The organism is Undibacterium pigrum (assembly GCF_003201815.1).
Taxonomy (GTDB): Bacteria; Pseudomonadota; Gammaproteobacteria; order Burkholderiales; family Burkholderiaceae_D; genus Undibacterium; species Undibacterium pigrum.
On sequence record NZ_QJKB01000002.1, the window covers coordinates 564,833 to 588,859 of the forward strand.

Below are 24,027 nucleotides of genomic sequence, written 5' to 3' on the forward strand. Positions count from 1 at the left end.
TCCAGGCTACCTAGATGGCTGCTCAAGCAGTTTTTTTCAAGTAGGCCTCAGCCAGCCTGACCCAATAAGTTGCACCTATTGGTAGCAAATCATCATTAAAGTCATAGCTGGGGTTGTGCAAGTTGCAAGGCCCAAGACCATGACCCATGTCCCGGTGCCCACCATCGCCGTTACCCAAAAAGGCATAACAACCCGGTTTGGCTTGCAGCATGAACGAAAAATCTTCCGCCCCCATGGTCGGTTCTACCTGGTCATCGACCTTGTCTGCACCTACTACACTGCGCATCACCTCTGCGGCAAAAGCGGTTTCCCTGGCATGGTTGATCAGGGGCGGGTAATTGCGCTTGAAGCGGAAATCTACCTGGGCATCAAAAGCCGCCGCCGTGTGTTCGGCAATGGTGCGCATGCGTTTTTCTATGAGGTCTATCATTTCCGTACTGAAGGCACGCACCGTGCCTATCAGCGTCGCTTCATCCGGGATGACATTGGTAGCACTGCCGGAATGGATTTGGGTGACCGACAAAACGGCGGACTCCAGCGGGCTGGCATTGCGGCTGACGATGGTTTGCCAGCTCTGCGCCATTTGCACCGCGACCATGATAGGGTCTATGCCCTTGTGCGGTTGCGCCGCATGGGCGCCTTTGCCTCTGACGATGACTTCAAATTCATTCGACGAGGCCATCATGGGGCCTGGTGTGACACCAAAAGTGCCTACCGCTGCGCCTGGCCAGTTATGCATGCCAAAGACGGCATCCATGGGGTATTTGTCGAACATGCCGTCTTCTATCATGCGCCGCGCACCGCCACCGCCTTCTTCGGCGGGCTGGAAGATCAGATAGACCGTACCGTCAAACTCCTTGTATTTGGACAAATAATGTGCCGCCCCCAGCAGCATGGCGGTGTGGCCATCATGGCCGCAGGCATGCATTTTTCCATCGTGCTTGGAGGTATGGGCAAAGGTATTGATTTCCTGCATGGGTAGGGCGTCCATATCGGCACGCAAGCCTATGGCCCGTTCGCTAGTGCCATTCTTGAGTACGCCGACTATGCCTGTGCCTGCCAGGCCGCGAATGATGGGTATGCCCCAGGCTTCCAGCTTTTGCGCGACAACTTCAGAGGTGCGGTGTTCTTCAAAGCAAAGCTCAGGGTGGGCGTGGATATCACGCCGGATTTGCTGGATTTCTGCCTGGAATTGGACGATAGGGTCGATCAGATTCATTTTTTGTCTCCGGATTGCATCAATGCGCTGGCAATAAGCCAGTGGCAGATACGTGCAAGCTATTTTTTCAGGATGTTATCCTGTTGATAAGAAAAATGATAGTCAGCACAGTATATGTCTCAATACCTGCCAAGCACATGTTTCTTCAGTATGGAGAAAGATACCAGATTCCGGGCAAACTGGTAGTGGTCAAGCTCTCCCGGGATCGTATATCCATACTACAAAAACTGCTTTGACTAAATGCCCCGGCCAGCTTACCTTACCAGCGCATTCCAGAAATGGCACTCATGCCCGAGCCATAAATGGCCAGCACGCTCAGGATGAGACCTATGGGCCCGGACACCAGACTGCTCCACAGGCAGTTGATTGCCAGTGCCCTTTGCTCGCGCAACCAGGCAATGAGCGCCGCGGGCAGCGTGATCAAGCCCAACATGGCGGGCAATAGGAGCACGATCAGCGGAGTAGTACGGCCACTGGCGTCAAGCATGAAGAAAGTGATCGTCAGCATCGCGATCAGATGCAGCAATATCAGTCTGGCGCGGTCGCTGCGCAGGCGCGTTGTCAGGTAAGAAAAATAAGCAGGGTAACTGAGGCCTCCAAGCATGAGCATGCCAGGCACATTGCTGAGATCGGTGTGGCTGATATAGTCATACACCAAAGGTGGCAGTATCAGGACGAGCAGGATAAGGAAAAGATGCAGGGCAATATTCTTGAAGGTGGGCATGTAAGTTCGGTTTATGCGGCCAGATCCGCAGGCATGGCCCGCAACAGCTTCTTAGTGTAGCAGATAGCACAGCCCGCACGAGACCAGGGTAAAGCCTGTAAAATTCGGTAAATATCAGTAAAACCATACATATACGCAATGCAGATACTCATGAAACTTTCATGCCGGAAAACCAGCCATGGGCCAGCCCAGGCGGATTCCCTGTGTCTGCCGATAATCTCAAGGCAGGTCTGATACATGCCAGGATTCATCTTGCGCCGCCTGCTGCAAAGCCTGGCTGTTTTGCTGCTCATGTCACTGCTGGTATTTGCCGGTGTATATGCAATTGGTAATCCCATCGATATCCTGATCAGCCCTGAGGCCGACCAGGCAGAGCGCCTGCGCATCATCGCTGCCTTTGGCCTGGACCAGAGCCTGCCGCAGCAATACTGGCTATTCCTCAAAAATGCCCTGGCTGGTGACATGGGGCGCTCCTTTGCTTATGCGACACCCGCACTGGGCCTGATCCTGGAACGCATGCCAGCCACGCTGGAGCTGGCCGTATTTGCCATCTTGATTGCGATTTTGCTGGGCATACCGCTGGGTTTGCTGGCCGGTTTGCGACCTGACAGTATTGCTGCAAAAAGCATCATGGCAGTATCGATACTGGGCTTCTCCCTGCCTACCTTCTGGGTGGGGTTGATGCTGATCATGGTATTTGCCGTGCAACTGGGCTGGTTGCCTTCCAGCGGGCGTGGCGAGACTACGCTCTTGCTGGGTGTGCCCGTGAGTTTTTTGAGTATCGATGGCCTCAGGCATTTGCTCTTGCCTGCACTCAACCTTGCGCTTTTCAATATCGCCATGGTGATACGCCTGACGCGCTCTGGTGCGCAAGAAGCCCTGCTGCAAGACTATGTCCGTTTTGCCCGCGCCAAGGGTTTGCGCAATAGCCGCATCATAGGCGTGCATGTACTCAAGAATATCCTCATCCCTATCGTCACCGTGATTGCCCTGCAATTTGGTTCCATCATCGCTTTTGCGATTGTCACTGAATCCGTCTTTGCTTGGCCGGGCATGGGCAAGCTCATCATTGATTCCATACGCGTGCTGGACAGGCCGGTCATCGTTGCCTATCTGCTGTTGATCGTCAGCCTGTTCATTCTCATCAACCTGGTGGTGGATGTGCTGTATTCATTGCTGGACCCGCGTGTGCGTTTGTCAGAAAGCCGGGGCTGATGTTTATGACCGCGATGACTGAAACGATCACTCCAAAAATTGAAACGCCCCTGCAGCGTTTCTTGCGCGACTTCTTTGCCAGCCGCATCGCCAGCCTGGGCAGCCTGGTTTTATTGCTGCTGGTCTTGCTGGCGATATTTGCACCACTGATCTCGCCGCAAAATCCTTACGATCTGATGGCGCTGGATGTCATGGATTCACGCCTGGAACCTGGCAAACTGTCGTCCGATGGCAAGCAAACGTTTTTGCTCGGTACTGATGAGCAGGGGCGCGATATGCTGTCGGCCATCTTCTATGGTTTGCGTATCTCCCTCATCGTCGGTTTTTCCAGTACCGTGATTGCGCTGGCAATCGGCCTCAGTCTGGGCTTGCTGGCGGGTTATCTGGGGGGGCGTGTCGAAGCCATCATCATGCGTATTGCTGACATACAGTTATCTTTCCCGGCCATCCTGATCGCCATGATCTTGCTGGCGCTGACAGGGCAGGGCATAGGCAAGATCATCATCGCGCTGGTACTGGTGCAATGGGCTTACTATGCGCGCACGGCCCGCAGTGCAGCGCTGGTGGAAAGACAAAAGGAATATATAGAAGCGGCAGTCGGCCTGGGCTTGTCACCGGCACGCATTATCTGGCGTCACTTGCTGCCGAATTGTCTGCCGCCATTGATCGTTATCGCAGCCTTGCAGGTGGCGTCAGCGATTTCGCTGGAAGCGACGCTCTCATTCTTGGGACTGGGTTTGCCAGTGACTGAACCCTCACTGGGTTTGCTGATTGCCAATGGCTATCAATACCTGTTGTCCGGCAAATACTGGATCAGTTTTTATCCCGGCCTGGCCTTGTTGCTGACAGTGGTGTCCATCAACCTGGTGGCTGACCATTTGCGCGATGTGCTTAACCCGCGCTTGCAGACGCAATAGGTGGAACAGACATCATGACGATTGCGACTCTGGAAGTGCAAAACCTGCAGACTGAATTTGCCAGCCGTGCCGGTACTGTGCGCGCGGTAAATAATGTCAGCTTCAGCGTGCAGCCAGGCCAAATCATGGGCCTGGTCGGTGAATCCGGTTCTGGCAAATCGATGACGGCTTATTCCATCATGGGCCTGATAGAGCCACCCGGCAAAGTCGCAGCAGGCAAGGTCTTGTTCAGGGGACAGGATTTGCGCAGCCTGTCGGCAGAAGCCATGCGGCAAATCCGTGGCAACCGCATCGCCATGATATTCCAGGACCCGATGATGACCCTGAACCCGGTCTTGCGCATCGATACGCAAATGATGGAAACCATCTTTGCCCATCAGCAGGTCAGCCGTGAAAAAGCACGCGACATGGCACGCGCCGCCCTGGTCAAGGTTGGCATACCCTCACCAGATGAAAGGCTGCTGTCCTATCCGCACCAGTTTTCTGGCGGCATGCGGCAAAGGGTGGCAATCGCCATTGCACTTTTGAATGAGCCAGAGCTGATTATCTGCGATGAACCAACCACTGCGCTGGACGTGACCATGCAGGGCCAGATCCTGTATGAAATGCAAAAGCTTTGCCGCGAGTCTGGTACGGCACTGATCTGGATCACGCATGATTTGTCGGTGGTGGCTGGCCTGGCTGATACCGTCGCCGTCATGTATGCAGGTAAGATAGTCGAGAGCGGCAGTGTGCAACAAGTACTGGAACAGGCCAGGCATCCCTACACCCATGGCCTGATCGCTTCTTCACCATCTCGCAACCTGCATGGCCAAAGCCTGCGCCAGATACCGGGTTCAACACCGTCCTTGCTGAACTTGCCGCAAGGCTGTGCATTCCGCTTGCGCTGTGAACGTGCCAGTGCGGTTTGTGAACAGGAGCCGGTGACCGAAAATCTTCAGGGCCACAGTGTATTGTGCTTCCATCCCATGCACGCAGTGACAGAGGTGACGCATGACTGATATCCGCCAGCCAGCCTTGCTGGAACTGCGCCAGGTCAGCAAGCGCTTTGCCAAACCTGTAGCGCTGACTGACAAATTGACACAGCTATTTGGTGCTGACAGCAAACAGCAAATCGTCCACGCCGTTGATCAAGTCGATTTGAGTCTGCAAACGGGTGAAGTCGTCGGTCTGGTCGGTGAATCCGGTTGCGGCAAATCTACGCTGGGGCGCATGGCCGTGGGCTTGCACACTTTATCTGACGGTACCCGCTGGTGGCGTGGTGAAAACCTGGCAGACATGGATAATGCTAAACGCAGGCAAATGCAACTGGCCGTGCAAATGATATTCCAGGACCCGTATGCCTCGCTGAACCCGCGCCTGCGTGTGCAAGACATCGTCGGCGAAGCGCCGGTCGTGCATGGCATCATCAAGGCGGCAGAACAGCAGGAATACGTAGAACACCTGCTGCAAAAAGTGGGGTTGGACCCGGCTGTGCTGAAACGTTTTCCGCACCAGTTTTCTGGCGGTCAGCGTGCCCGCGTAGGCATCGCCAGAGCACTTGCCGTCAAGCCTGAAGTGCTGGTGTGCGATGAAGCGGTAGCGGCGCTGGATGTGTCTATACAGGCGCAAGTGTTGAACCTGTTCATCAAGCTGCGTGATGAACTGAAGCTGACTTATCTGTTCATCAGTCATGATCTCGGTGTCGTCAGGCATGTGTCTGACCGTGTACTCATCATGTACCTGGGACGCGTGGTTGAATCCGCCGCGACTACAGAAATTTTTGAACGGCCTACTCACCCTTACACGCAAGCCTTGCTGGCCTCTGCCCCCAGGCTGGAAGTGCGCAAGATGGAATACATCGCCATCAAGGGTGAAATTCCATCCCCGCTAAATCCGCCGACTGGCTGCCATTTCCATCCACGCTGTCCACATGCCACGTCCAGGTGTGCTGTAGAGCAGCCTGAGCTCAAAGAAGTTGCTCCTTTACATTTTTCAGCTTGCCATTTAAATACTTGATTGCTATCTTGCCATTCTTTGAGCCGTGAATGGAATGCAAGTGAAGCAACAAAGAATCCTGGGTTACGATCTGGCGCGTGCATTTGCCATCCTTGGCATGATCATCGTGAATTTCAAAGTCGTCATGCATGCGCAAGCTGTCAAAGAGGGGCATGAATCCTGGTGGATCAGCATCTTTGCCCATCTTGATGGCCGTGCCTCTGCATTGTTTGTGATACTGGCGGGTGTGGGTATCAGTCTCATGACAAATGCCGCCAGACTTGCAGGGGATACAACAGCTTTGCGTCAGCAGAGAATAAGTTTGTTGAAACGCGCTGCTTTTCTGTTTGGCTTAGGTTTACTGTATATCTGGATATGGCCTGCCGACATACTGCATTATTATGGGGTGTATATCGTATTGGCAGCGGCCTTACTGACAGTATCATCCCGTTTGCTATTGATACTGGCAGCAGCTTTTTGCCTGATCTTCACTGCCCTGTTTTTCAGTGTTGACTATAGCCAGAACTGGAATTGGGACTTGCTGCATTATTCGAGTTTCTGGACAGTCCCTGGCTTTCTGCTGAATCTGTTTTTCAATGGTTTCCATCCTTTCTTTCCCTGGGCTGGTTTCTTGCTGGTGGGCCTGGTGATAGGGCGGCTGGATATGCATGCGCCCGCCACGCGCAGACGGGTTTTGCTGGCTGGTGTGACAGCGATGATCGTCGCTCAGTTGTTAGCTTGGGTATTGTTTTATGCCCTGGGTAACTGGGAGCAGACCGCCAGTCTGCGCTACCTGTTCAGCAAAACTGATCCCATGCCGCCCTTGCCTGTGTATATGATCTCAGCCGCTGGCAGTGCCTGCATAGTCATCGTTTTGTGCATTTATCTGGCAGAAAAATTTGCGAAGGCCCTGGTCATGCGTGCTATGGTGCATACTGGGCAACTGGCACTTAGCCTCTATCTTGCGCATGTGTTGCCGGGCATGGTTGTGCTGGAAGAACTGGGTTATCTGGAAGGCCAGACCCTGGGCACTGCAGTAGCTGCTGCCTTCATCTTTTTCGCATGCGCTCTGGTATTTTCTCATCTGTGGAGACGCAAATTTTCACAAGGCCCACTGGAATGGCTGTTGCGCCGTCTCACGACTCATCAAAACTAAGCTTTCTATATCTGGCACTGAAGCTGTCAGTGTCAGATAAGGCAGATCAGACATAGATGAAAGCGTGTGTTTTTCAACAAGATATTGGATATGGTGATAACTGGTATACCAAAAATAAAGAAGCTTTATTTGCTGCGGTGCGATAAAGTAGTACCTGTCTCCTCCAACACCTCCTAAGGTTTGGATTTAACCCGCAACCGCAAGGTCGCGGGTTTTTTTTTGCCTTTTGACGGACTTAGCTATAAACGCGATGTTGATTTTATTAATTTCAATTCTGACAGGAAATATTTTGATCAAGATTGATATGCGATTTGTGAATGATCGATATGTGAAAATAGATCTTGGTGAATTTGTTGCGCTGCGATATAGTTACACCTGTCTCCTCCAACACCTCCTAAGGTTTGGATTTAAACCCGCAAATTTTGCGGGTTTTTTTTTGCCTGTTCAGGCTGGCAGATATCAACGCCATTGCCGGGGATTCCCCGGCACTTGTAAAAACATGCAGTGTGCGTAAGATCTGCTTTCCGTATCTGTTTCCCGTATCCGCTTATTTCCCCTGCATTTATGTTTTTGAAAACTGCATTTATTTATCGCGCCTTCCTCTTGTGCTTGCTGGCTTTAACTTGTTTGCAAGTGAATGCCATGGATAAGGCAAGCCATGCCGTAGCAGATAGCATTAGCCATAAACCGCGTATAGACAAAAATATGCGCCTGGCCTTGCAACAGTTTGTCAGCCAGTACGCATCGCATCCCAAAAACGCAGTGCAGCATATCCATATTGCCAGGGTAAAAACCGACACTGGTGAAACGGCCTTGTATGGTTACTGGAAAGAAGATCAATCCATCCTCATCGTGCATTTTTTTGCCCATCCCTCAGAAGAAACGGGTTTGTCATGGCTGCATCACAAAGCCAGGATAGATTTGAAAACTGACGTGGTAGCTACAGAGGAGGAAATGAGCGGCAGTAATTATCTGGTCACCCGCGCCTGGGCCGACCATATAGTCAATACCTGTGTGCAGCAAGGCCAGTTGCTGCTCCTGAAGCGCAAGCCTGCGCGCAAATAAGTCACCAGCACCCGGACCACATTCGCCAGTATAACAAGCTGAGTAATCCCTCTAGTAATGGTTAAATCATCACTGGTATTTATCTTCCAGCAGAGTCTCGCAGGAAGATAAATTGAGTGGTCTTACGCATTGATAAGATATTCAAAATATGTATACCTGATATATGCATAATAAAGCATACAGATATGCTGCAGCGCATTAAAGTAGTACCTGTCTCCTCCAACACCTCCTAAAGGTTTGGATTTAAGCCCGCGAATTTAGCGGGCTATTTTTTTGTCTGCTCACTTAGCAGACTCACTTACCAGAAAAAGTACGGGCTTATTCTGCGATATGGATATGTCGCTTGATGTGCTTTAGATGGGCGACGATGGTAAAAGTCATGATAACCAGCAAAGACCATGAACTCCATTTACCCAAGTGCACGGTAGACCAGGCTCCCAGCTGATTGGGATAACGCCAGATACCAAAGAAGGTTCCCATATTTTCAGCCAGCCAGATAAAGAAACCGATCAGGACGAAGGACAGTAGCAGAGGCATGCTGCGGTCACGGTCCAGCGGACGAAATACCACCGATGAACGCGCATACAAACCCAATGCGCAAGCCGCCAGATACCAGCGATAATCACCGATATAGTGGTGCGTAAAAAAATTCAGGTAAATCAGTATGCCTATCAGCGCAGCCATCCAGTAAGGTGGATGATGGCGTATCCGTAAATCAAACAAGCGCCAGGCCTGGATGATGTAACTGCCTATGCTGGCATACATGAAGCCGCTGAACAGTGGCACGCCCCATAACTTGGTATAGCCAAATTCTGGATAAGCCCAGCTCTGTATCTGGCCCGATACCTTGAACACTTCCAGCGCAAAACCTACCAAGTGGAACAGGGTCACGGCTTTCAATTCATCGACAGTTTCCAGCTTGCTCCAGACCATGCCACCCTGTATCAGCAACGCAATCACAAACAGCACATCGTAGCGCGGCAAGCCAAACAGTCCTGCCTTGGGCACGATCAGTATCGATGCAAAAAACAAACCGACAAACAGGCAGGCACGTATCTCCTTGATACCGAAGTACCAGAACTCCAGTAAAAAACGACGGAAACCTGCCAGGTTTTCAGGCTGGGGAGGCTGGATGAGGAATTGGTCTATGGATTGCAGGCGCATGGGCTGCATTGTAACAAGCCTGCCGCGCTTGTCGTCACGAAGATGAGATGCTTGCTTTTGTTACACGGCGCTTACACAGCATTTAATGACCAGGCTTGACCGCGATTCATTTGTTGCGAAAAATACTATGTTGTTTAATTGATGCGTAATAGAACATATACTAAAAGCAGTATATCTAAGCTTGAAAAATTGCTGACAATCGTAGACGAATTTGAAAAATGATTTAGTGCAAATGCAAAGATGGCACGTCACTTGCATTCCCATTCCTTAAATCAGTTTCAGCGAATCAGTTTCAACGCTAAACAAGAATAATGGGCATCCACTTGCCCGAGTATTATGCATACGGAGAATAAAAGTATGACGCAGTCCCCGCAATTTAGTGACTACCCTCGCGACCTCATAGGCTATGGCCGCCATGTCCCGCATGCGCAATGGCCGGGTCAGGCCAGGATAGCCCTGCAATTTGTCCTGAACTATGAAGAGGGTGGTGAAAACTGTGTACTGCATGGTGACCGTGCGTCCGAGCAGTTTTTATCCGAGATTGTTGGTGCAGCAGCGTATGAAGCGCGCCATATGTCGATGGAGTCTATTTACGAGTATGGTTCCCGCGCCGGTGTCTGGCGCATCTTGCGTGAATTTGAAAAACGCCAGTTGCCGCTGACCGTGTTTGGTGTTGCGATGGCCTTGCAGCGCCATCCTGAACTGACCCAGGCCTTTGGCGAGCTCGGTCATGAAATCGCCTGTCATGGTCTGCGCTGGATACATTATCAAGGCCTGGATGAAACCATAGAGCGTGAACATATGCAGCAAGCCGTGCAAATCATGCGCGAGCTGACTGGCAAAGCGCCGCTGGGCTGGTACACCGGACGTGATTCACCGAATACCCGCAAGCTGGTGGTGGAGCATGGCGGCTTTGCCTATGACGCTGATTACTATGGCGATGACCTGCCTTTCTGGACTCAGGTGACGACCAGCGATGGTCAGCAACACCCTCACCTAGTTGTGCCCTATACCCTGGACAGCAATGACATGCGTTTCGCTACACCCCAGGGTTTTAATACGGGTGAGCATTTCTATGATTACCTCAAAGACAGTTTCGACCTCCTGTATGCCGAAGGTGATCCTGAGGGCGACAATGCACCAAAAATGCTATCCATAGGCATGCATTGCCGCTTGCTGGGGCGGCCCGGGCGTTTCCGTGCCTTCCAGCGCTTTCTGGATTATGTACAGTCGCATGACAAGGTCTGGGTCTGCCGCCGCATCGATATCGCAGAACACTGGAAACAAGTACATCCCTATGTTGTTAAATAAATGCAGCGCCTGCTGACTGGCCGGATGCACCCAAGTCCTGCCTGCACTTGATTGAGCTGACAAAGTTTGATTTGCCACCACGCTGAAAAAAATCGTTGTTAAACCTGAGAGAAGGAAGAAAAGATGAAAATGCAGATGAAATTCATAGTTTTGGCGGTCGCTTCTTGTTTGTGTGCAGGCAGTGCGCTGGCGCAATCCAGTGTCACCGTGCAAGGCCTGGTGGATTTGTCGGTAGGCTCGGTCAAAATGAGTGGCGATAAGGCCAGCACGGCTGCTATCACACCCGGTGGCATGACCACGTCCTGGTTTGGTTTCAAAGGGGTAGAAGACCTCGGTGGTGGGCTCAAGGCAGAATTTGCACTGACAGCTTTCCTGCGCCCTGATACCGGTGAGTCTGGCCGTTTTGGTGGCGATACCCTGTTTTCTCGCGATGCCAATGTTGCCTTGTCTGGCAGCTTTGGACGAGTCTCGCTGGGGCGTGATCTGGCACCGAGCTTTTTGCCTGTGGTGATTTTCAATCCCTTTGGTGATTCCTTTGACGTTTCGCCTTTGGTGCTGCACTGGTATGTACCATCTGGTGGTTTTGCTTCACGTACCTGGGCCAACTCAGCCGCGGGTGACTCGGGCTGGAGCAATGAAATCATTTACAGCACACCCAATTTCTCAGGTTTCAGTGCCAATATGCACTATCAGTTCGGTGAAAAAGCCGGTGATACAGGCACGCGCAATATAGGCCTGAATGCTCTGTACTTCAATGGTCCGCTGGCCCTGAGCGCCTTCTACCAAAAGGTCCAGGTATCAAATCCCCTTGGTGGTTCGGCGATTGTGGATGCCACATCCGCACCTGTGAATTTTGCTTCCATCAATAACCAGACCGCTTACTTTGTCGGTGCCAGCTATGACCTGACAGCCGCTAAACTGTATGCGACTTATACCTCCAGCAAAAATGACAATGCCGCAGGCAAGCAGATGGATGACAAGATTTATAGCCTGGGTGCCAAGATCCCGGCAGGTGGTGGCGATATCTTGCTGGCTTATGCGAATACCAAACGCAATGGCACGCTGACCGCCAATACAGAATACAAGCGCGATACCCTGTCGGCTGGTTATGACTACAACCTGTCCAAACGTACCGACGTCTATGCAGTGCTGATGAGTGACAAGATCAGTACGGCGGACCGTGCTACCAGCGTCATTGCTGGCATACGCCATAGATTCTGACTTGTTTAAGTTGACGAAAAAACCGCATATTGAAAGATTTGCGGTTTTTTTCTATTTGCTGTCACAAACGCTAAGTCTGATTCGTCTTATCATCATGTACCTACTGGATGCCGCCATGATGAACCGCCTGCAAAGCTTTACTGACCATAGACCCCGCCTGTTTGGCATTGCCTACCGCATGCTGGCGTCCCGGGCCGAGGCAGAAGACCTGGTGCAAAACACTTATCTGCGCTGGCATGCGCTCAGCGATGAAGAGTTATTGCAGATTCGCGAACCCCAGGCCTGGCTGGTGACTGTCATCAGTCGTCTTTGTGTCGACAGGTTGCGGGTACTCAAGCGCGAGCGCGAAAACTACACTGGCCCCTGGTTGCCAGAGCCCGTGATAGAAGTCGATGAGCAGACGCCAGAACTGATGGCAGAGTTCAGCAGTGATGTCTCGCTGGCCTTCCTGACCATGCTCGAACGATTATCGGCAGAAGAACGTGCAGCATTTCTTTTGCACCAGGTATTCGATGTCGATTACCCGGAAGTCGCAGGCATGCTTAACAAGACGGCAGCCGCCTGCCGCCAATTGGTACACCGCGCAAAAGAAAGGGTGTTGCAAGAAAAACCGCGCTTCCAGGTCAGTCGCGATCACCACAGACAATTGCTGCAGCGTTTTAGTCTGGCAGCACAAAGCGGTAATTTAAAAGAACTCAGTGCCTTGTTTGCCGACGATGCACAAATGGTAGGGGATGGCGGCGGTAAGGTCGCCTCTGTCAATCGCATCCTGCATGGCGCAGCCCGCATCGCACGCCTCTACCATGTCGTCGCCAGAACTTACCCGCAGCGTATGCAGTTTGTCGAAGTCAGTATCAATGGCGAGCCAGGTTTGCTGCGCTTTATCGATGGCAAACTCGATGCGACTATCTCCATCGTCAGCGATGGTGAAAAAATCCTGGATCTGTACACCATACGCAATCCGGATAAATTGCAGGCATATCAGGGGATGAGTATCGCGCTTTTGTAGGAGCGGCTTCAGCCGCGAACAGCAGGCTGTGTCGCTTATCTTTCGTGTGCTGAGGGTTCGCGGCTAAAGCCGCTCCTACAGAATAGGCAAAGGGTAGCAGGATTTTTTTCAATCACCTGTCACAAACCAGTTTCCTCCAGCGTCTTATAGATGAAGAAAGCAATTTCGCTGACTCATTTTAAAACTGGAGAATTATCATGACACTCAAACTCAATTTCCCTGGCCTGGCACCTGCTGCTTATCAAGCCCTTGCGGGTGTCAACACGGTGCTGGATGCCAGCAGCCTAGGCAAATCCCTTATTGACCTGGTGTTCTTGCGGGTATCGCAAATCAATGGCTGCGCCTTTTGCGTAGACAAGCATGCGCATGACTTGCTCGAACATGGCGACACTTTCCAGCGTCTCAACAGCCTCGTATGCTGGCGCGAAGCACCTTGTTTCAGTGAGAAAGAAAGGGCTGCACTGGCCTGGAGTGAAGCCTTGACCAATATCGCAGGCAGGCATGTCGATGAAGCGCTGCAACAGGAATTGCCCAAACATTTCACAGAGAAAGAACTGGTAGACCTGGCATTTGTCATTGGTCTCATGAATGCCTGGAACAGGGTGGCGATAGCTTGTGGGAAAAGTTTCAGCGTGCGCTAATTCGTAGCAGTAGTCGTCAGTTAGGCTAGGACAAGTACAAGCCCAGGGATAAATATTGACATTTTTATAAAATTATTTATCCTTGGCGATCTTGTATGACCTGAACAATCGCCTGACAGGATTATTTCCCATGACTACAGTGCCTGAGTTGCCATTCCTCCAGATACTTCCCTATCTATTCTTGTATGCAGCTATCGCGGCAGCCTGGTTACCTGCAATAGTGTTGGCCGGGCCTGTCAAAAACCTGGTACCCGGTCACCTGCTTGCTGCACTGGCAGGAATACTGGCTTTGATCAGCGGTCTCATCTCACCCGTGGCAGCGCTGGTATTGCTGGTGTTGGCATTTTTGCTGTGGGCGAGCGTCAGGAATACTTTTCCGCTTGCCTTGCGCATAGTCGCTGGCGTGCTGGCACTACTGGTGGCGCTGCTACTGGCTATGCACAAAGTGCCCGGCTTTCACAATATCCTGCTGCTGGACAAAGTCAGGTTCAGCGATGATGCCATCCCTTTTACCCTGTATGCCAATTTTGATAAAGGCATGGCAGGCTATCTGTTGTTGAGTCTGTTTTGTTCGCATGCCGGTAGCTGGAAGCAATTCCTGGCAGATGGCAAGCGCATTGCCCTGCCAGCCTTGCTGACGATCGCCGTCCTCACAGGCCTGGGTCTGGCGACGCAATTTTTCCGCTTTCTTCCCAAGTTGCCAGAGGCGACTTTGCTCTTCTTTGCCGTGAACCTGGTGCTGACTTGTGTGGCAGAAGAGGCCTTTTTCCGTGGCCTGATCCAGGAATCCATCTACCGTCTGGGTAACAAGCCAGCCTATGGCTATCTGGCGATAGCCATGTCGGCAATCCTGTTTGGCCTGGCACATCTGGGCGGCGGTATGCAATATGCTGCGCTGGCCACGGTTGCCGGACTTGCTTACGCCATCATCTATCACCGTACTCGCAGACTGGAGTGGGTGATACTCACGCATGCGGCTTTTAATCTGTATCACTTCGTTTTATTCACCTATCCAAGGTTGGCCTGATGGTGGCCTGATATTTTTTTGCCAGCATGACGTGTCGGTACAAATTCGTCGTACTGGTACAAGTATGGATTAATTGTCATGACTAGACTGCTCCCTGTCATTAATGAAGGGAGTCATGATGGAAGAGCTGGAAGTCATTAGAGAAGACAATGTTTTGCTGACGCGTCTCGACGACGTCAGTAAACTGATACAAACCAATAGCCTCTGGTATCTGACCTTTGGCCTGGCCTGCTGTGCCGTGGAAATGATACAGGCAGCCGCCTCACGCTATGACATGGAGCGATTTGGCATGATACCGCGCGCCAGCCCCAGGCAGGCAGACCTGATGATTGTTGCCGGTACGCTGACCAATAAAATGGCACCCGCCCTGCGCCGCATCTATGACCAGATGGCAGAGCCGCGCTATGTCATTTCCATGGGTTCATGTGCAAATGGCGGTGGTTATTATCATTACTCATATTCGGTGGTGCGTGGTTGCGACCGTATCGTGCCGGTGGATGTGTATATCCCCGGTTGCCCACCAACCGCCGAAGCACTGATTTACGGGATCATACAATTACAGCGCAAGATACGTAGCAAGACCATGATAGAGCGCTAGCTGCTCGCCATTTCCTGCCTGAGCAAATACGGGGCATACGTCGCTTGCCCCTAATGTTCCTTATGTTCGTTATAGCGCATCAAAATGCACTTTCCTGCAGTTCCCCCACACAAATCCCCGCATCTATATTCCAGGCAAGCTGCATGGCGCGGTATGCGCTATGCGAGCTATCGCACATAAGATCCTGCATGGATTTACTACAATCTGTAATTTCTCATTGATTTCTGCTGAATGGGATTCTGATTGTAAAAACTATATAATCAAAAATTTAAGAATTTTGACATTCCCCCTGCTGTGCAAGAGTAGCCCGGCAGGGATACGGTGCTTGTTTGGTTACCGTAGCCAGGTATGCTGAATCAACACTGCGATCAGAACGAACCGGAAAACGTATGAGTATCCAAAGACCCCGTACTACGCCATATTCAGTCAACTTCTTCCCTATGCAAAGGCAGGAAAAAGCATGATGACGCCAGTCTCTCACACTGACCAGGACGATTTCAAGCGCATCCTTTTTCGCAATATTTCACTCCCGCTGGTGGTTGGTGTCATCAGTGCCGCCATCTTTGTCGGTATGATTTTCTATTTACTGTCTACGATGAAATGGGTGGAACATACTGTACAGGTGATCGCCAATATCAATGAAGCATCGCAATACTCGGTCAATTTACAAAGTGGCATGCGGGGTTATCTGGTGACTGGCGAAGAAAGTGTCCTGGCTACCTATGATGTCGACAAATCGCAAATGGCCAATCGCCTGCGCGGCCTGGCAGAGATGGTTAGTGATAATCCCGTGCAGGCTGAACGTTTCAAGCGCATACAAAGCCTGCAAACCGAGTGGGAAAAATACTCGCTGGGCATCATAGACATGAAGCGCAACAAGCAAGACTATCTGGCCGCCATTGGTGGTGGGCGTGGCCGGGCCTTGTTTACCATGATACGCAATGAGTTTGATGATGCCATTGCAATGGAGAGAAACCTGTTATTGGAGCGCAATAACGCATCCAAACAGACCGTAACGATGATTATTGGTATCTATCTGACGATTTCACTGATACTCGCAGGTTTGCTGGCCATGCTGGGCAGGCGTGATTTGCTGGGGCTGTCGACATCTTATGGCAATGCCCTCAAAAAACATGCAGATCATGCACTGGTATTGCAGCAACAGGCATGGCTGAGGTCTGGCCAGACTGAACTGACCGAGCAAGTCATAGGTCAACTGGCGACATCTGCTGTGGGGGACAGGGTACTTGAATTTCTGGCGAAATATTTGAATGTCAGTGTTGCTGCTTTTTATGTGCGTGAAGGTAGTAATGTATTGCAAAGAGTTGCGTCCTATGGCTTTGCCAATGACGAGAGTCTGGGGCGTTCATTTGTCGTCGGCGAAGGTCTGGTCGGGCAGGCTGCAAGGGAAAACAGATTGTTGAGCTTGCATGATGTTCCGGATAATTACCTGAAAGTAGCCTCCGGCCTGGGTAATAGCAAACCAAAAATGCTCGTGTTATTACCTTTCTCCAATGAAGGCAAAGTGAATGGTGTCGTGGAACTGGGTTTCATGGATGCAGTGCAGGAGCGTGATCTTGACTTGCTCAAGCTGCTTGCAGACAATATCGGCACCTCCATAGGTGCGGCACTGTACCGCCAGCAATTGCAGGACGTGCTGGCAGAAACCCAGCAATTGAACGAAGAGCTGCAGGTGCAGCAAGAAGAACTGCGTACTGCCAATGAAGAGCTGGAAGAACAGTCGCGCGTGCTGGAAGAGTCACAAGCGAATCTGGAAAATCAAAAAGCTGAGCTTGAGCAAATCAATGATCAGTTGACAGAACAGACGAGTGCACTTGACCGTAAAAATGCAGCCCTGAATACGGCGCAAGTCGAACTGGAAAAAAATGCCCAGGATTTGCAAAGAGCGAGCAAGTACAAATCAGAATTCCTGGCGAATATGTCGCATGAATTGCGCACCCCCCTGAATAGCTCACTGATACTGGCCAAGCTGCTGTCGGATAATAAAAAGGGTAATCTGGATGAAGAGCAAATCAAGTTTGCCCAGACCATTTATTCTGCTGGCAATGACTTGCTCAACCTGATCAATGACATTCTTGATATTTCCAAGGTAGAAGCTGGCAAGCTGGAACTGAGTCCGCAGCAGCTACTCTTGCGCAGAATGGCAGAAGAATTAAGCAGGACTTTCCAGCCTTTGGCCAACCAGAAAAAACTGGCTTTCACCGTTGAAATCGAACCTACAGCGCCAGAGCTGATCGTTTCTGACCCTGCACGGGTAGACCAGATATTAAAGAACCTGTTGTCAAATGCCATCAAGTTCACTGAAGCCGGGACCGTGACTTTGCGCATTGCTGCTGATCAGAATCACATGATCAGTTTTGCTGTTTCTGATTCTGGCATAGGCATAGCAGCAGAGCAGCATGAAACGATATTTGAGGCATTCCAGCAGGCTGACGGTACAATTAACCGCCGCTATGGCGGCACTGGCCTGGGCCTGTCGATTTCACGTGACCTCAGCAAATTGCTGGGTGGCAGTATCCGGGTTTGCAGTACCATAGGCAAGGGCAGTACATTTACATTGACACTGCCAGAGCAATGGCAGCCTCCCGTAGTGACAGACAATCCAACTGTGCAGCAGTCTGCTTCTGCTCCAATTTCTGCTCCATTACCGCTTGTCGCCACCCAGCCCTCGTCTTCAACGACAAGTGCATCTGAGCCTGCAACGGTCACTGTAGTTACGACTGTAGAATTCCCGGACGACAGGGCTAATCTGTCCACCCGCAACCGCACCATACTCGTCATCGAAGATGAACTGACATTTGCAGGCATCCTGTATGAGCTGGCGCATGAAATGCAGTTTAATTGCATGGTAGCGCAAAGTGCGCAGGAAGGCCTGGAACTGACGCGTCAGTTCTTGCCGGATGCTATCTTGCTGGATATCCGTCTGCCAGACCGCTCAGGCCTGACTGTTTTGCAGCAATTGAAAGAAGATTCGCTGACACGTCATATCCCTATCCATATGGTATCCGGTATGGAGCGTAGTGATGCTGCCATGCATCTGGGGGCCATAGGTTATGCCAACAAACCCGTGACACGCGAGCAGTTAAAAAATGTCTTCCAAAAACTGGAAGAGAAATTTACCCAGGAAATCAAGCGCATCCTGGTGGTCGAAGATGATGCGCGTCAAAGAGACAGCGTCATCCAGTTACTGGGTGACCTGAATGTGGAAATCACGGCAGTAGAACTGGGTGAGCAGGCTTTGCAGTTATTGCGCACCACAGTATTCGATTGCATGATTATCGATCTCAAATTGCCTGACATCCAGGGGCATGAATTATTACAGCGCATGACGCTGGAAAATATTCCATCCTTCCCGCCCGTGATTGTCTACACAGGCAGGAATCTGACGCAGGCAGAAGAAGCTGATCTGATGAAGTATTCACGCTCCATCATCCTGAAAGGCGCGCGCTCACCAGGACGCCTGCTCGACGAAGTGACGCTGTTCCTGCACAAGGTGGAGTCGCAATTGCCATCGCAGGCACAGACTATGTTGAAAGAGGTGCGCAGCCGTGACCGTATCTTTGAAGGCCGCAAGATTTTGCTGGTCGATGATGATGTCCGCAATATTTTCGCCCTGACCAGCGCACTGGAGCAAAAAGGCGTGAATGTGCAGATAGGCCGCAACGGTTTTGAAGCCATCTCCAAACTCGATGAAGTGCCGGATATTGACCTGGTCCTGATGGATGTGATGATGCCGGGCATGGATGGGTTGGAAGCAACCCGCCGCATACGGCAGGATGCGCGCTTCCAGAAACTACCTATCATCGCGGTGACAGCGAAAGCCATGAAAGACGATCAGGAACAATGCATGCAGGCTGGTGCGACTGACTACCTGGCCAAACCTATCGACCTTGACCGTCTGTATGCCTTGCTACGCATATGGATGCCACATCTGGAGCGCCATGCAGATTAGTATTAATGACATAGAGCTGCGCTTGCTGATGGAAGCTATCTATCTCAAGTACAGCTATGATTTTCGTGATTACGCTGGTTCTTCACAAAGGCGCAGGGTGTCGCACGCCATCCATCAACTGGGATGCGCGACCATTTCTGCATTGCAGGAAAAGGTCTTGCATGATCCCAAAGTGTTTTCGCAATTATTGCAATACCTGACGATACCGGTTTCATCCATGTTCCGCGATCCCACATATTTCTATGGGGTGCGTGAACAGATTTTCCCTTTCTTGAAAACCTATCCTTCTCTCAAAATCTGGATTGCCGGATGCAGCACAGGTGAAGAAGTGTATTCCATGGCCATCATGCTGCGTGAAGAAGGCTTGCTGGAACGCAGCTTGATTTATGCGACAGATATTAATCCGCAGTCACTGGAAACAGCCAAGAAGGGTATTTATCCGCTGGAAAAAATCGAGGCTTATGCCAGCAATTATATAAAATCTGGTGGCAAGCATAATCTGTCTGATTACTACACAGCCGCTTATGACACAGCCCTGTTTGACCGTAGCCTGACAGAGAATATTACTTTTGCCGATCATAGCCTGGCAACCGACAGTGTGTTTTCAGAAACGCATCTGGTGTGCTGCCGTAATGTCCTCATCTATTTTAATAAGGGCTTGCAAAACCGGGCGCTGGGTTTGTTTCATGAATCGCTTTGCCATAAAGGTTTCCTGACACTGGGTAGCAAAGAAAGCCTGGATTTTTCTGCCTATGCAGACAAGTTCACGGCATTGTCTAAGCAAGACCGCTTGTTTCGCAAGCTTTGAATCCGGCGACCATGGCCAGCACAGACAGAATAAAAGCCATCGTGATTGGTGCCTCGGCTGGGGGTATCAGTGCATTACAGGATATATTGACTGGCTTGCCTGCGGATTTTGGTTTACCGATCATTGTTTTGCTGCATTTGCCGGAAAACCGCGAAAGCAAGCTGGTTGAGCTGTTTGCGCATTTCATCAGGATGCCAGTCAGAGAAGCGCGGGATAAAGACCAGATAGTTGCCGGTACTTTGTATTTTGCTGGTTCCGGGTATCACTTGTCTGTCGAAGTGGATTATAGTTTTTCCCTTAGTTGTGAGGCGCCGGTATTTTTTTCGCGCCCATCGATTGATGTGTTGATGGAGTCTGCTGCCCATGTTTACGGTAAGGGCCTGCTGGGCATTTTGTTGACCGGTGCCAACCAGGATGGAGCAAATGGTTTAACGTGTATTGCAAATCATGGGGGATTAACGGTAGTCCAGGATCCTGGCGAGGCGCAGGTCGCCACCATGCCGAATGCCGCCATAGCGCAAATGCAGCCTGACTTGATACTGCCCTTGCATGAAATTCATCAGTTGTTATTAAGATTGAAAACCACAGTATGAACACGAACAACATAGCGAAACTTTTGATCGTTGATGACAAGCCAGAAAACCTGCAGGCGCTGGAGGCCATCATCCGTCATGAGGGGCGCCAGATTTTCCAGGCCAGCTCTGGCGACCAGGCGCTGGCATTATTGCTGGAGCATGAATTTGCCATGGCCATACTGGATGTGCAAATGCCGGACATGAATGGTTTTGAACTGGCGGAGATGATGCGCAGTACAGAAAAAACCCGGCATATTCCCATCGTTTTCGTCAGTGCAGCGGGCAAGGAACTCAATTATGCCTTCAAGGGTTATGAGACAGGTGCGGTAGATTTTTTGCATAAGCCTCTGGACATTCATGCAGTGCAAAGCAAGGTAAATGTCTTTGTCGCCCTCTACCAGCAACGCAATGAAAGCCGCAGGCAAGTGCTGGCACTGGAAATCAGCCGGGCACAGCAGGAAGCTTTATTGAAAGACTTGCATTTCGCGCAGGAAGAGTTGCAGCGCGCAGTGCGCATGCGCGATGATTTCATGTCCATGGTGGCGCATGAATTGCGCACACCCTTGAATACCCTGTTTCTGGAATCGCAATTACGCACTCTGCAACTGGACCGCAACAACACTGAGTTTTTTAATGAAGGCAATCTGCGCAAAATGGTGGAGCGTGACCGCCGCCAGATTGAAAGCATGGTACGCCTGATTGATGACATGCTGGATGTCTCGCGTATCAGAAGTGGCCAGCTCTCCATACGACGTCAACCTACCGAGCTGTCCAGTTTGTTGCAGCGTGTCGTGAATGACCTGAGTGCCCAGGCAGTATCTAGTGGCAGCACCATAGAGCTGGAAACCATAGAGCCTGTAACCGGCATGTGGGACCAGTTCCGCATAGAGCAAATGCTCATCAACCTGCTGACCAATGCATTGCGCTATGGCGCACAGAAGCCAGTTACCGTGTCTGGCGTGGTGCAGGCAGGCAGCGTGCATATCAGGGTGCAGGACCGGGGCATAGGTATCTCTGATGAAAACCTGCAGCGCATTTTTGCGCCCTTTGAGCGCGCCCTGAATTCTGATTCTTCTGGTGGACTGGGCCTGGGCTTGTACATCACCCGGCAACTGGCAGAATCACATGGGGGATTCGTCAGGGTGGAAAGCGTGGTCGACGAAGGTTCTACCTTCACTGTCGTATTGCCTTTGACAGAAACCTGAAGCCAATATTTATGGCATTGCAGTGAGCTGGAATTTTTGTATCAGAGGTAACAGGTAGTCGTAAGCAATGCCTGGTGTCACCAGCAATTGTGTTAAACGCTCATCCTGATAGTAGATGGTGATGGAACTGCCATCCAGGATTGATTCCCAGATCGACATGGCTGCGGTGAAATTCATGTAGTGCCATGTGCCACCGGCTTCCGATAATCCATCCCAGATCAACTGGGACAGCGTATCGGCTCCGGCAAAATCAGCCCAGCCTTGTATATTGATTGGGGGCTTGATCTCAAGTGTCGTCATCAGCCCCGGCTTTGATATACCACTTTATCGAGGCTGGCTTCACCAAAGGCATCGGCATTGCTGAGGTAATCATCAAAAGGACCTAGCTTGCTGATTTCTGCGCCATGGCGGAAAACCAGTTGCAAGCCGTTTTCTTCATCCCAGTCGCAATCACATTCAACAGAAACATACACTGTCTTGTCGCCATTCGGGCGCTGGCTGACCAGGGCTTCATAGCCATACTGTATGTGCTGCCATACATCTGCTGGCTGGACTATCTGCACGACATCCAGTTTTTCAGATTTGCGGTAGTTGGCTACATCCTGATAATAGGCAAAGATAGCGGCTTCTGCTTTTTTCAGGACGGCAGGATCAAGCTTGATGAAGTTGGCAATGGCAGTATGAAAGTCTGCCTTGCTGGCATCATCGGCTTCGTCATAGCCTTCCAGCAGGAATTCATATTCTTGCTCTTGCAAGGCGGGGATGAGTATGGGCTGGCTGATGTACCAGCCATTTTCTTCATCTTTTTCTACTTGCCCAAGTCCTGGGATATGCATGGTGGGTTTTCTTTAGTGAGTTGGGCAATATTTGCCATGACCACTATTGTCCCACACTCCTTGCCTGAGTTTGTGGTTCTGCTTCCGGATGTTGCTGTACCCCGGTTGTATCATATAGCTGGATTTCATTCAAATGATCCAGGCAGTGGATTTCATCCGGGCTGAGGCCTAGCCTGAGTTTTTTGTCGGCACTATTCAATTGCGCATGATTGACCAGCAAACGGGTCTTGGCAATCAGGTCTGCCGTATGCAGCAAGCGGCCCAGTGGGCTCCATTCTATGGCCTTGCTACCACCAGTCTGTTGTTGCAACGCCAGTATGACATGTGCAGGAAATTCCCAGCGCTGTGCTACGCGATAAGACAGGGTTGCCGCAACTGAGGCGAATATGGGCTGGAAGGCAGGCGAATACTTGAATTTGCCTTGCACGCAAACCTGGTCCAGCAGTCGGAAGGCGATGATAAGACCGACATTTTTCATCAAGCCAGTCAGGAATGCATGGAAGGGGTCCATATCGCGTGCCAGAGTATGACAGGCAACTGCACATTTTTCTGACTGTGCCCAGATATGCGGAGCCGCACGACGGGTGAACTTGCCTGCATTGAGGTTGATGATAGGCCTGAAAGCAACCTTGGAAATCACCAGGCGCAAGCCTTCTTCACCCAGTATCATGACCGCTTTTTCGAGGCTGTTGATGCGGTCAGCCGGGTTGTACAGGGCGCTATTGACGGTATTGATGACTTCACCGACCAGCACTACATCCTTGACGATCTGGCCCGACAATTCTCCGGTAGAGATAGTCTTGCTGCGCAGGCTGTTCAGCAACTGGGGTATGACGCTGGGTACTCGCGGCACGATGACGGCGTCGTTGAGGTCAGATGCCAGTAATTTATACAAGGCTTGCAAGGCATGTTGTTCATTGTCTATCAGGCTGCTGCCTTCGCCTGGGTAACCCATGATCCAGTCAAAGAACAGGCTGTCGACAGGGAGTGCCGGTTTCCATGCGATTAGTTTCTCTGGCGCGGCGGCGTTGGCTGCTGCCTCTGGCGTTGCCACTACGGCCGCTTGTGCCTGAGGTGTGACAACGGGCGCAGGTTGGGCAACGATGACTGGTTCTGGCGCTTTGGGGGCAGGTACGACTTCAGGGGGAGGTAAGGATACAGATCCAGGCTGGCTGCTGACAGGCGCGTCTTGCTCCGCACCGAACAGGCGGTTGAAGAATTTGCTCAGGGTATTCGCCACGGCTTCCCTTTCTGTTCAAACTACGCAAACTGCACAAACTGCGGTTGCGCCTTGAATGTGCTAAATGCGACCAGGCTTTCAGTTTGTATATTTGCCGTGGGCATGTCAATCCCATTCTGCGCGCTGATGAATTTGTGCCGCGTTTT

At 51.2% G+C, this 24,027-nt stretch carries 22 protein-coding genes; 16 read left to right on the forward strand and 6 right to left on the reverse strand.

The window, feature by feature from the left end:
• Positions 1-22: 22 nt before the first annotated feature.
• Together DFR42_RS09510 and DFR42_RS09520 are read right to left on the reverse strand one after the other, a co-directional pair.
• Positions 23-1,219, reverse strand: a complete 1,197-nt coding sequence (locus DFR42_RS09510) for a M20 aminoacylase family protein (protein ID WP_110254712.1) — start codon at positions 1,217-1,219, stop codon at positions 23-25.
• Between the two features lie 259 nt (positions 1,220-1,478).
• Positions 1,479-1,943 (reverse strand): hypothetical protein, encoded by a 465-nt coding sequence (locus DFR42_RS09520; protein WP_110254714.1) that lies wholly within the window; start codon positions 1,941-1,943, stop codon positions 1,479-1,481.
• Positions 1,944-2,180: 237 nt separating this feature from the next.
• Between DFR42_RS09520 and DFR42_RS09530 the strand changes: the two genes are divergently transcribed.
• The 6 genes from DFR42_RS09530 (at position 2,181) to DFR42_RS09555 (ending at position 8,273) form a co-directional block, all read left to right on the forward strand.
• On the forward strand, positions 2,181-3,158 hold the full coding sequence (locus DFR42_RS09530) for an ABC transporter permease (protein WP_110254716.1): 978 nt from the start codon (positions 2,181-2,183) through the stop codon (positions 3,156-3,158).
• 5 nt (positions 3,159-3,163) lie between these two features.
• Positions 3,164-4,075 carry an ABC transporter permease gene (locus DFR42_RS09535; RefSeq protein ID WP_110255003.1) on the forward strand — a complete coding sequence of 304 codons (912 nt, stop codon included), beginning with the start codon at positions 3,164-3,166 and terminating at the stop codon, positions 4,073-4,075.
• Between the two features lie 14 nt (positions 4,076-4,089).
• A complete protein-coding gene (locus DFR42_RS09540; RefSeq protein WP_110254717.1) occupies positions 4,090-5,076 on the forward strand; it encodes an ABC transporter ATP-binding protein in 987 nt (328 codons plus the stop codon).
• A complete protein-coding gene (locus DFR42_RS09545) occupies positions 5,069-6,073 on the forward strand; it encodes an ABC transporter ATP-binding protein (RefSeq protein WP_110254718.1) in 1,005 nt (334 codons plus the stop codon). The genes DFR42_RS09540 and DFR42_RS09545 overlap by 8 nt, the downstream gene beginning before the upstream one ends.
• 40 nt (positions 6,074-6,113) lie before the next feature.
• On the forward strand, positions 6,114-7,208 hold the full coding sequence (locus tag DFR42_RS09550; RefSeq protein ID WP_170133466.1) for a DUF418 domain-containing protein: 1,095 nt from the start codon (positions 6,114-6,116) through the stop codon (positions 7,206-7,208).
• Between the two features lie 564 nt (positions 7,209-7,772).
• Entirely contained in the window at positions 7,773-8,273 is a 501-nt protein-coding gene (locus DFR42_RS09555) for a hypothetical protein (protein WP_110254720.1), read from the forward strand.
• Positions 8,274-8,591: 318 nt separating this feature from the next.
• Here DFR42_RS09555 and DFR42_RS09560 read toward each other — a convergent pair whose 3' ends face one another.
• A complete protein-coding gene (locus DFR42_RS09560) occupies positions 8,592-9,437 on the reverse strand; it encodes a DUF817 domain-containing protein (protein WP_110255004.1) in 846 nt (281 codons plus the stop codon).
• Positions 9,438-9,794: 357 nt separating this feature from the next.
• Here DFR42_RS09560 and puuE point away from each other — a divergent pair, with 357 nt between their 5' ends.
• The 10 genes from puuE to DFR42_RS09610 all read left to right on the forward strand — a co-directional run bounded on the left by puuE (position 9,795) and on the right by DFR42_RS09610 (position 21,805).
• The gene (puuE, locus tag DFR42_RS09565) at positions 9,795-10,748 is read left to right on the forward strand and encodes an allantoinase PuuE (RefSeq protein WP_110254721.1); all 954 of its coding nucleotides are present in this window, start codon (positions 9,795-9,797) and stop codon (positions 10,746-10,748) included.
• Positions 10,749-10,877: 129 nt separating this feature from the next.
• A complete protein-coding gene (locus tag DFR42_RS09570) occupies positions 10,878-11,969 on the forward strand; it encodes a porin (RefSeq protein ID WP_110255005.1) in 1,092 nt (363 codons plus the stop codon).
• 94 nt (positions 11,970-12,063) lie between these two features.
• The gene (sigJ, locus tag DFR42_RS09575) at positions 12,064-12,978 is read left to right on the forward strand and encodes an RNA polymerase sigma factor SigJ (RefSeq protein WP_245936903.1); all 915 of its coding nucleotides are present in this window, start codon (positions 12,064-12,066) and stop codon (positions 12,976-12,978) included.
• A gap of 197 nt (positions 12,979-13,175) precedes the next feature.
• A complete protein-coding gene (locus DFR42_RS09580; RefSeq protein ID WP_110254722.1) occupies positions 13,176-13,619 on the forward strand; it encodes a carboxymuconolactone decarboxylase family protein in 444 nt (147 codons plus the stop codon).
• Between the two features lie 130 nt (positions 13,620-13,749).
• The gene (locus DFR42_RS09585) at positions 13,750-14,646 is read left to right on the forward strand and encodes a CPBP family intramembrane glutamic endopeptidase (RefSeq protein WP_110254723.1); all 897 of its coding nucleotides are present in this window, start codon (positions 13,750-13,752) and stop codon (positions 14,644-14,646) included.
• A 118-nt stretch (positions 14,647-14,764) separates the two neighbouring features.
• Positions 14,765-15,244, forward strand: a complete 480-nt coding sequence (locus DFR42_RS09590; protein ID WP_211324219.1) for a NuoB/complex I 20 kDa subunit family protein — start codon at positions 14,765-14,767, stop codon at positions 15,242-15,244.
• 460 nt (positions 15,245-15,704) lie between these two features.
• The gene (locus DFR42_RS09595; RefSeq protein WP_211324221.1) at positions 15,705-19,217 is read left to right on the forward strand and encodes a response regulator; all 3,513 of its coding nucleotides are present in this window, start codon (positions 15,705-15,707) and stop codon (positions 19,215-19,217) included.
• Positions 19,207-20,025: a CheR family methyltransferase gene (locus DFR42_RS09600; protein WP_110254725.1), complete on the forward strand. Its 819-nt coding sequence runs from the start codon at positions 19,207-19,209 to the stop codon at positions 20,023-20,025. Before DFR42_RS09595 ends, DFR42_RS09600 begins: the two co-directional genes overlap by 11 nt.
• 11 nt (positions 20,026-20,036) lie before the next feature.
• On the forward strand, positions 20,037-20,618 hold the full coding sequence (locus DFR42_RS09605; RefSeq protein ID WP_110254726.1) for a chemotaxis protein CheB: 582 nt from the start codon (positions 20,037-20,039) through the stop codon (positions 20,616-20,618).
• The gene (locus tag DFR42_RS09610; RefSeq protein WP_110254727.1) at positions 20,615-21,805 is read left to right on the forward strand and encodes a hybrid sensor histidine kinase/response regulator; all 1,191 of its coding nucleotides are present in this window, start codon (positions 20,615-20,617) and stop codon (positions 21,803-21,805) included. Before DFR42_RS09605 ends, DFR42_RS09610 begins: the two co-directional genes overlap by 4 nt.
• Before the next feature lie 9 nt (positions 21,806-21,814).
• On the opposite strand, the gene DFR42_RS09615 is transcribed toward DFR42_RS09610, so the two are convergent.
• Genes DFR42_RS09615 through DFR42_RS09625 form a run of 3 tightly spaced genes read right to left on the reverse strand, consistent with a single transcriptional unit; the run spans position 21,815 to position 23,881 of the window.
• Positions 21,815-22,105, reverse strand: coding sequence for a hypothetical protein (locus DFR42_RS09615; RefSeq protein ID WP_110254728.1), 291 nt, complete (start codon positions 22,103-22,105; stop codon positions 21,815-21,817).
• A complete protein-coding gene (locus tag DFR42_RS09620) occupies positions 22,105-22,641 on the reverse strand; it encodes a DUF6985 domain-containing protein (protein ID WP_110254729.1) in 537 nt (178 codons plus the stop codon). Before DFR42_RS09620 ends, DFR42_RS09615 begins: the two co-directional genes overlap by 1 nt.
• A 43-nt stretch (positions 22,642-22,684) precedes the next feature.
• Positions 22,685-23,881 carry an HDOD domain-containing protein gene (locus DFR42_RS09625; RefSeq protein WP_110254730.1) on the reverse strand — a complete coding sequence of 399 codons (1,197 nt, stop codon included), beginning with the start codon at positions 23,879-23,881 and terminating at the stop codon, positions 22,685-22,687.
• Between the last annotated feature and the right edge of the window lie 146 nt (positions 23,882-24,027).

Excerpts from the sequence above, each read along its gene's own strand:
- DFR42_RS09510 (WP_110254712.1), bottom strand. The coding sequence starts at position 1,219 with ATGAATCTGATCGACCCTATCGTCCAATTCCAGGCAGAAATCCAGCAA.
- DFR42_RS09520 (WP_110254714.1), bottom strand. The coding sequence starts at position 1,943 with ATGCCCACCTTCAAGAATATTGCCCTGCATCTTTTCCTTATCCTGCTC.
- DFR42_RS09530 (WP_110254716.1), top strand. The coding sequence starts at position 2,181 with ATGCCAGGATTCATCTTGCGCCGCCTGCTGCAAAGCCTGGCTGTTTTG.
- DFR42_RS09535 (WP_110255003.1), top strand. The coding sequence starts at position 3,164 with ATGACCGCGATGACTGAAACGATCACTCCAAAAATTGAAACGCCCCTG.
- DFR42_RS09540 (WP_110254717.1), top strand. The coding sequence starts at position 4,090 with ATGACGATTGCGACTCTGGAAGTGCAAAACCTGCAGACTGAATTTGCC.
- DFR42_RS09545 (WP_110254718.1), top strand. The coding sequence starts at position 5,069 with ATGACTGATATCCGCCAGCCAGCCTTGCTGGAACTGCGCCAGGTCAGC.
- DFR42_RS09555 (WP_110254720.1), top strand. The coding sequence starts at position 7,773 with ATGTTTTTGAAAACTGCATTTATTTATCGCGCCTTCCTCTTGTGCTTG.
- DFR42_RS09560 (WP_110255004.1), bottom strand. The coding sequence starts at position 9,437 with ATGCGCCTGCAATCCATAGACCAATTCCTCATCCAGCCTCCCCAGCCT.
- puuE (WP_110254721.1), top strand. The coding sequence starts at position 9,795 with ATGACGCAGTCCCCGCAATTTAGTGACTACCCTCGCGACCTCATAGGC.
- DFR42_RS09570 (WP_110255005.1), top strand. The coding sequence starts at position 10,878 with ATGCAGATGAAATTCATAGTTTTGGCGGTCGCTTCTTGTTTGTGTGCA.
- sigJ (WP_245936903.1), top strand. The coding sequence starts at position 12,064 with ATGTACCTACTGGATGCCGCCATGATGAACCGCCTGCAAAGCTTTACT.
- DFR42_RS09580 (WP_110254722.1), top strand. The coding sequence starts at position 13,176 with ATGACACTCAAACTCAATTTCCCTGGCCTGGCACCTGCTGCTTATCAA.
- DFR42_RS09585 (WP_110254723.1), top strand. The coding sequence starts at position 13,750 with ATGACTACAGTGCCTGAGTTGCCATTCCTCCAGATACTTCCCTATCTA.
- DFR42_RS09590 (WP_211324219.1), top strand. The coding sequence starts at position 14,765 with ATGGAAGAGCTGGAAGTCATTAGAGAAGACAATGTTTTGCTGACGCGT.
- DFR42_RS09595 (WP_211324221.1), top strand. The coding sequence starts at position 15,705 with ATGATGACGCCAGTCTCTCACACTGACCAGGACGATTTCAAGCGCATC.
- DFR42_RS09600 (WP_110254725.1), top strand. The coding sequence starts at position 19,207 with ATGCAGATTAGTATTAATGACATAGAGCTGCGCTTGCTGATGGAAGCT.
- DFR42_RS09605 (WP_110254726.1), top strand. The coding sequence starts at position 20,037 with ATGGCCAGCACAGACAGAATAAAAGCCATCGTGATTGGTGCCTCGGCT.
- DFR42_RS09610 (WP_110254727.1), top strand. The coding sequence starts at position 20,615 with ATGAACACGAACAACATAGCGAAACTTTTGATCGTTGATGACAAGCCA.
- DFR42_RS09615 (WP_110254728.1), bottom strand. The coding sequence starts at position 22,105 with ATGACGACACTTGAGATCAAGCCCCCAATCAATATACAAGGCTGGGCT.
- DFR42_RS09620 (WP_110254729.1), bottom strand. The coding sequence starts at position 22,641 with ATGCATATCCCAGGACTTGGGCAAGTAGAAAAAGATGAAGAAAATGGC.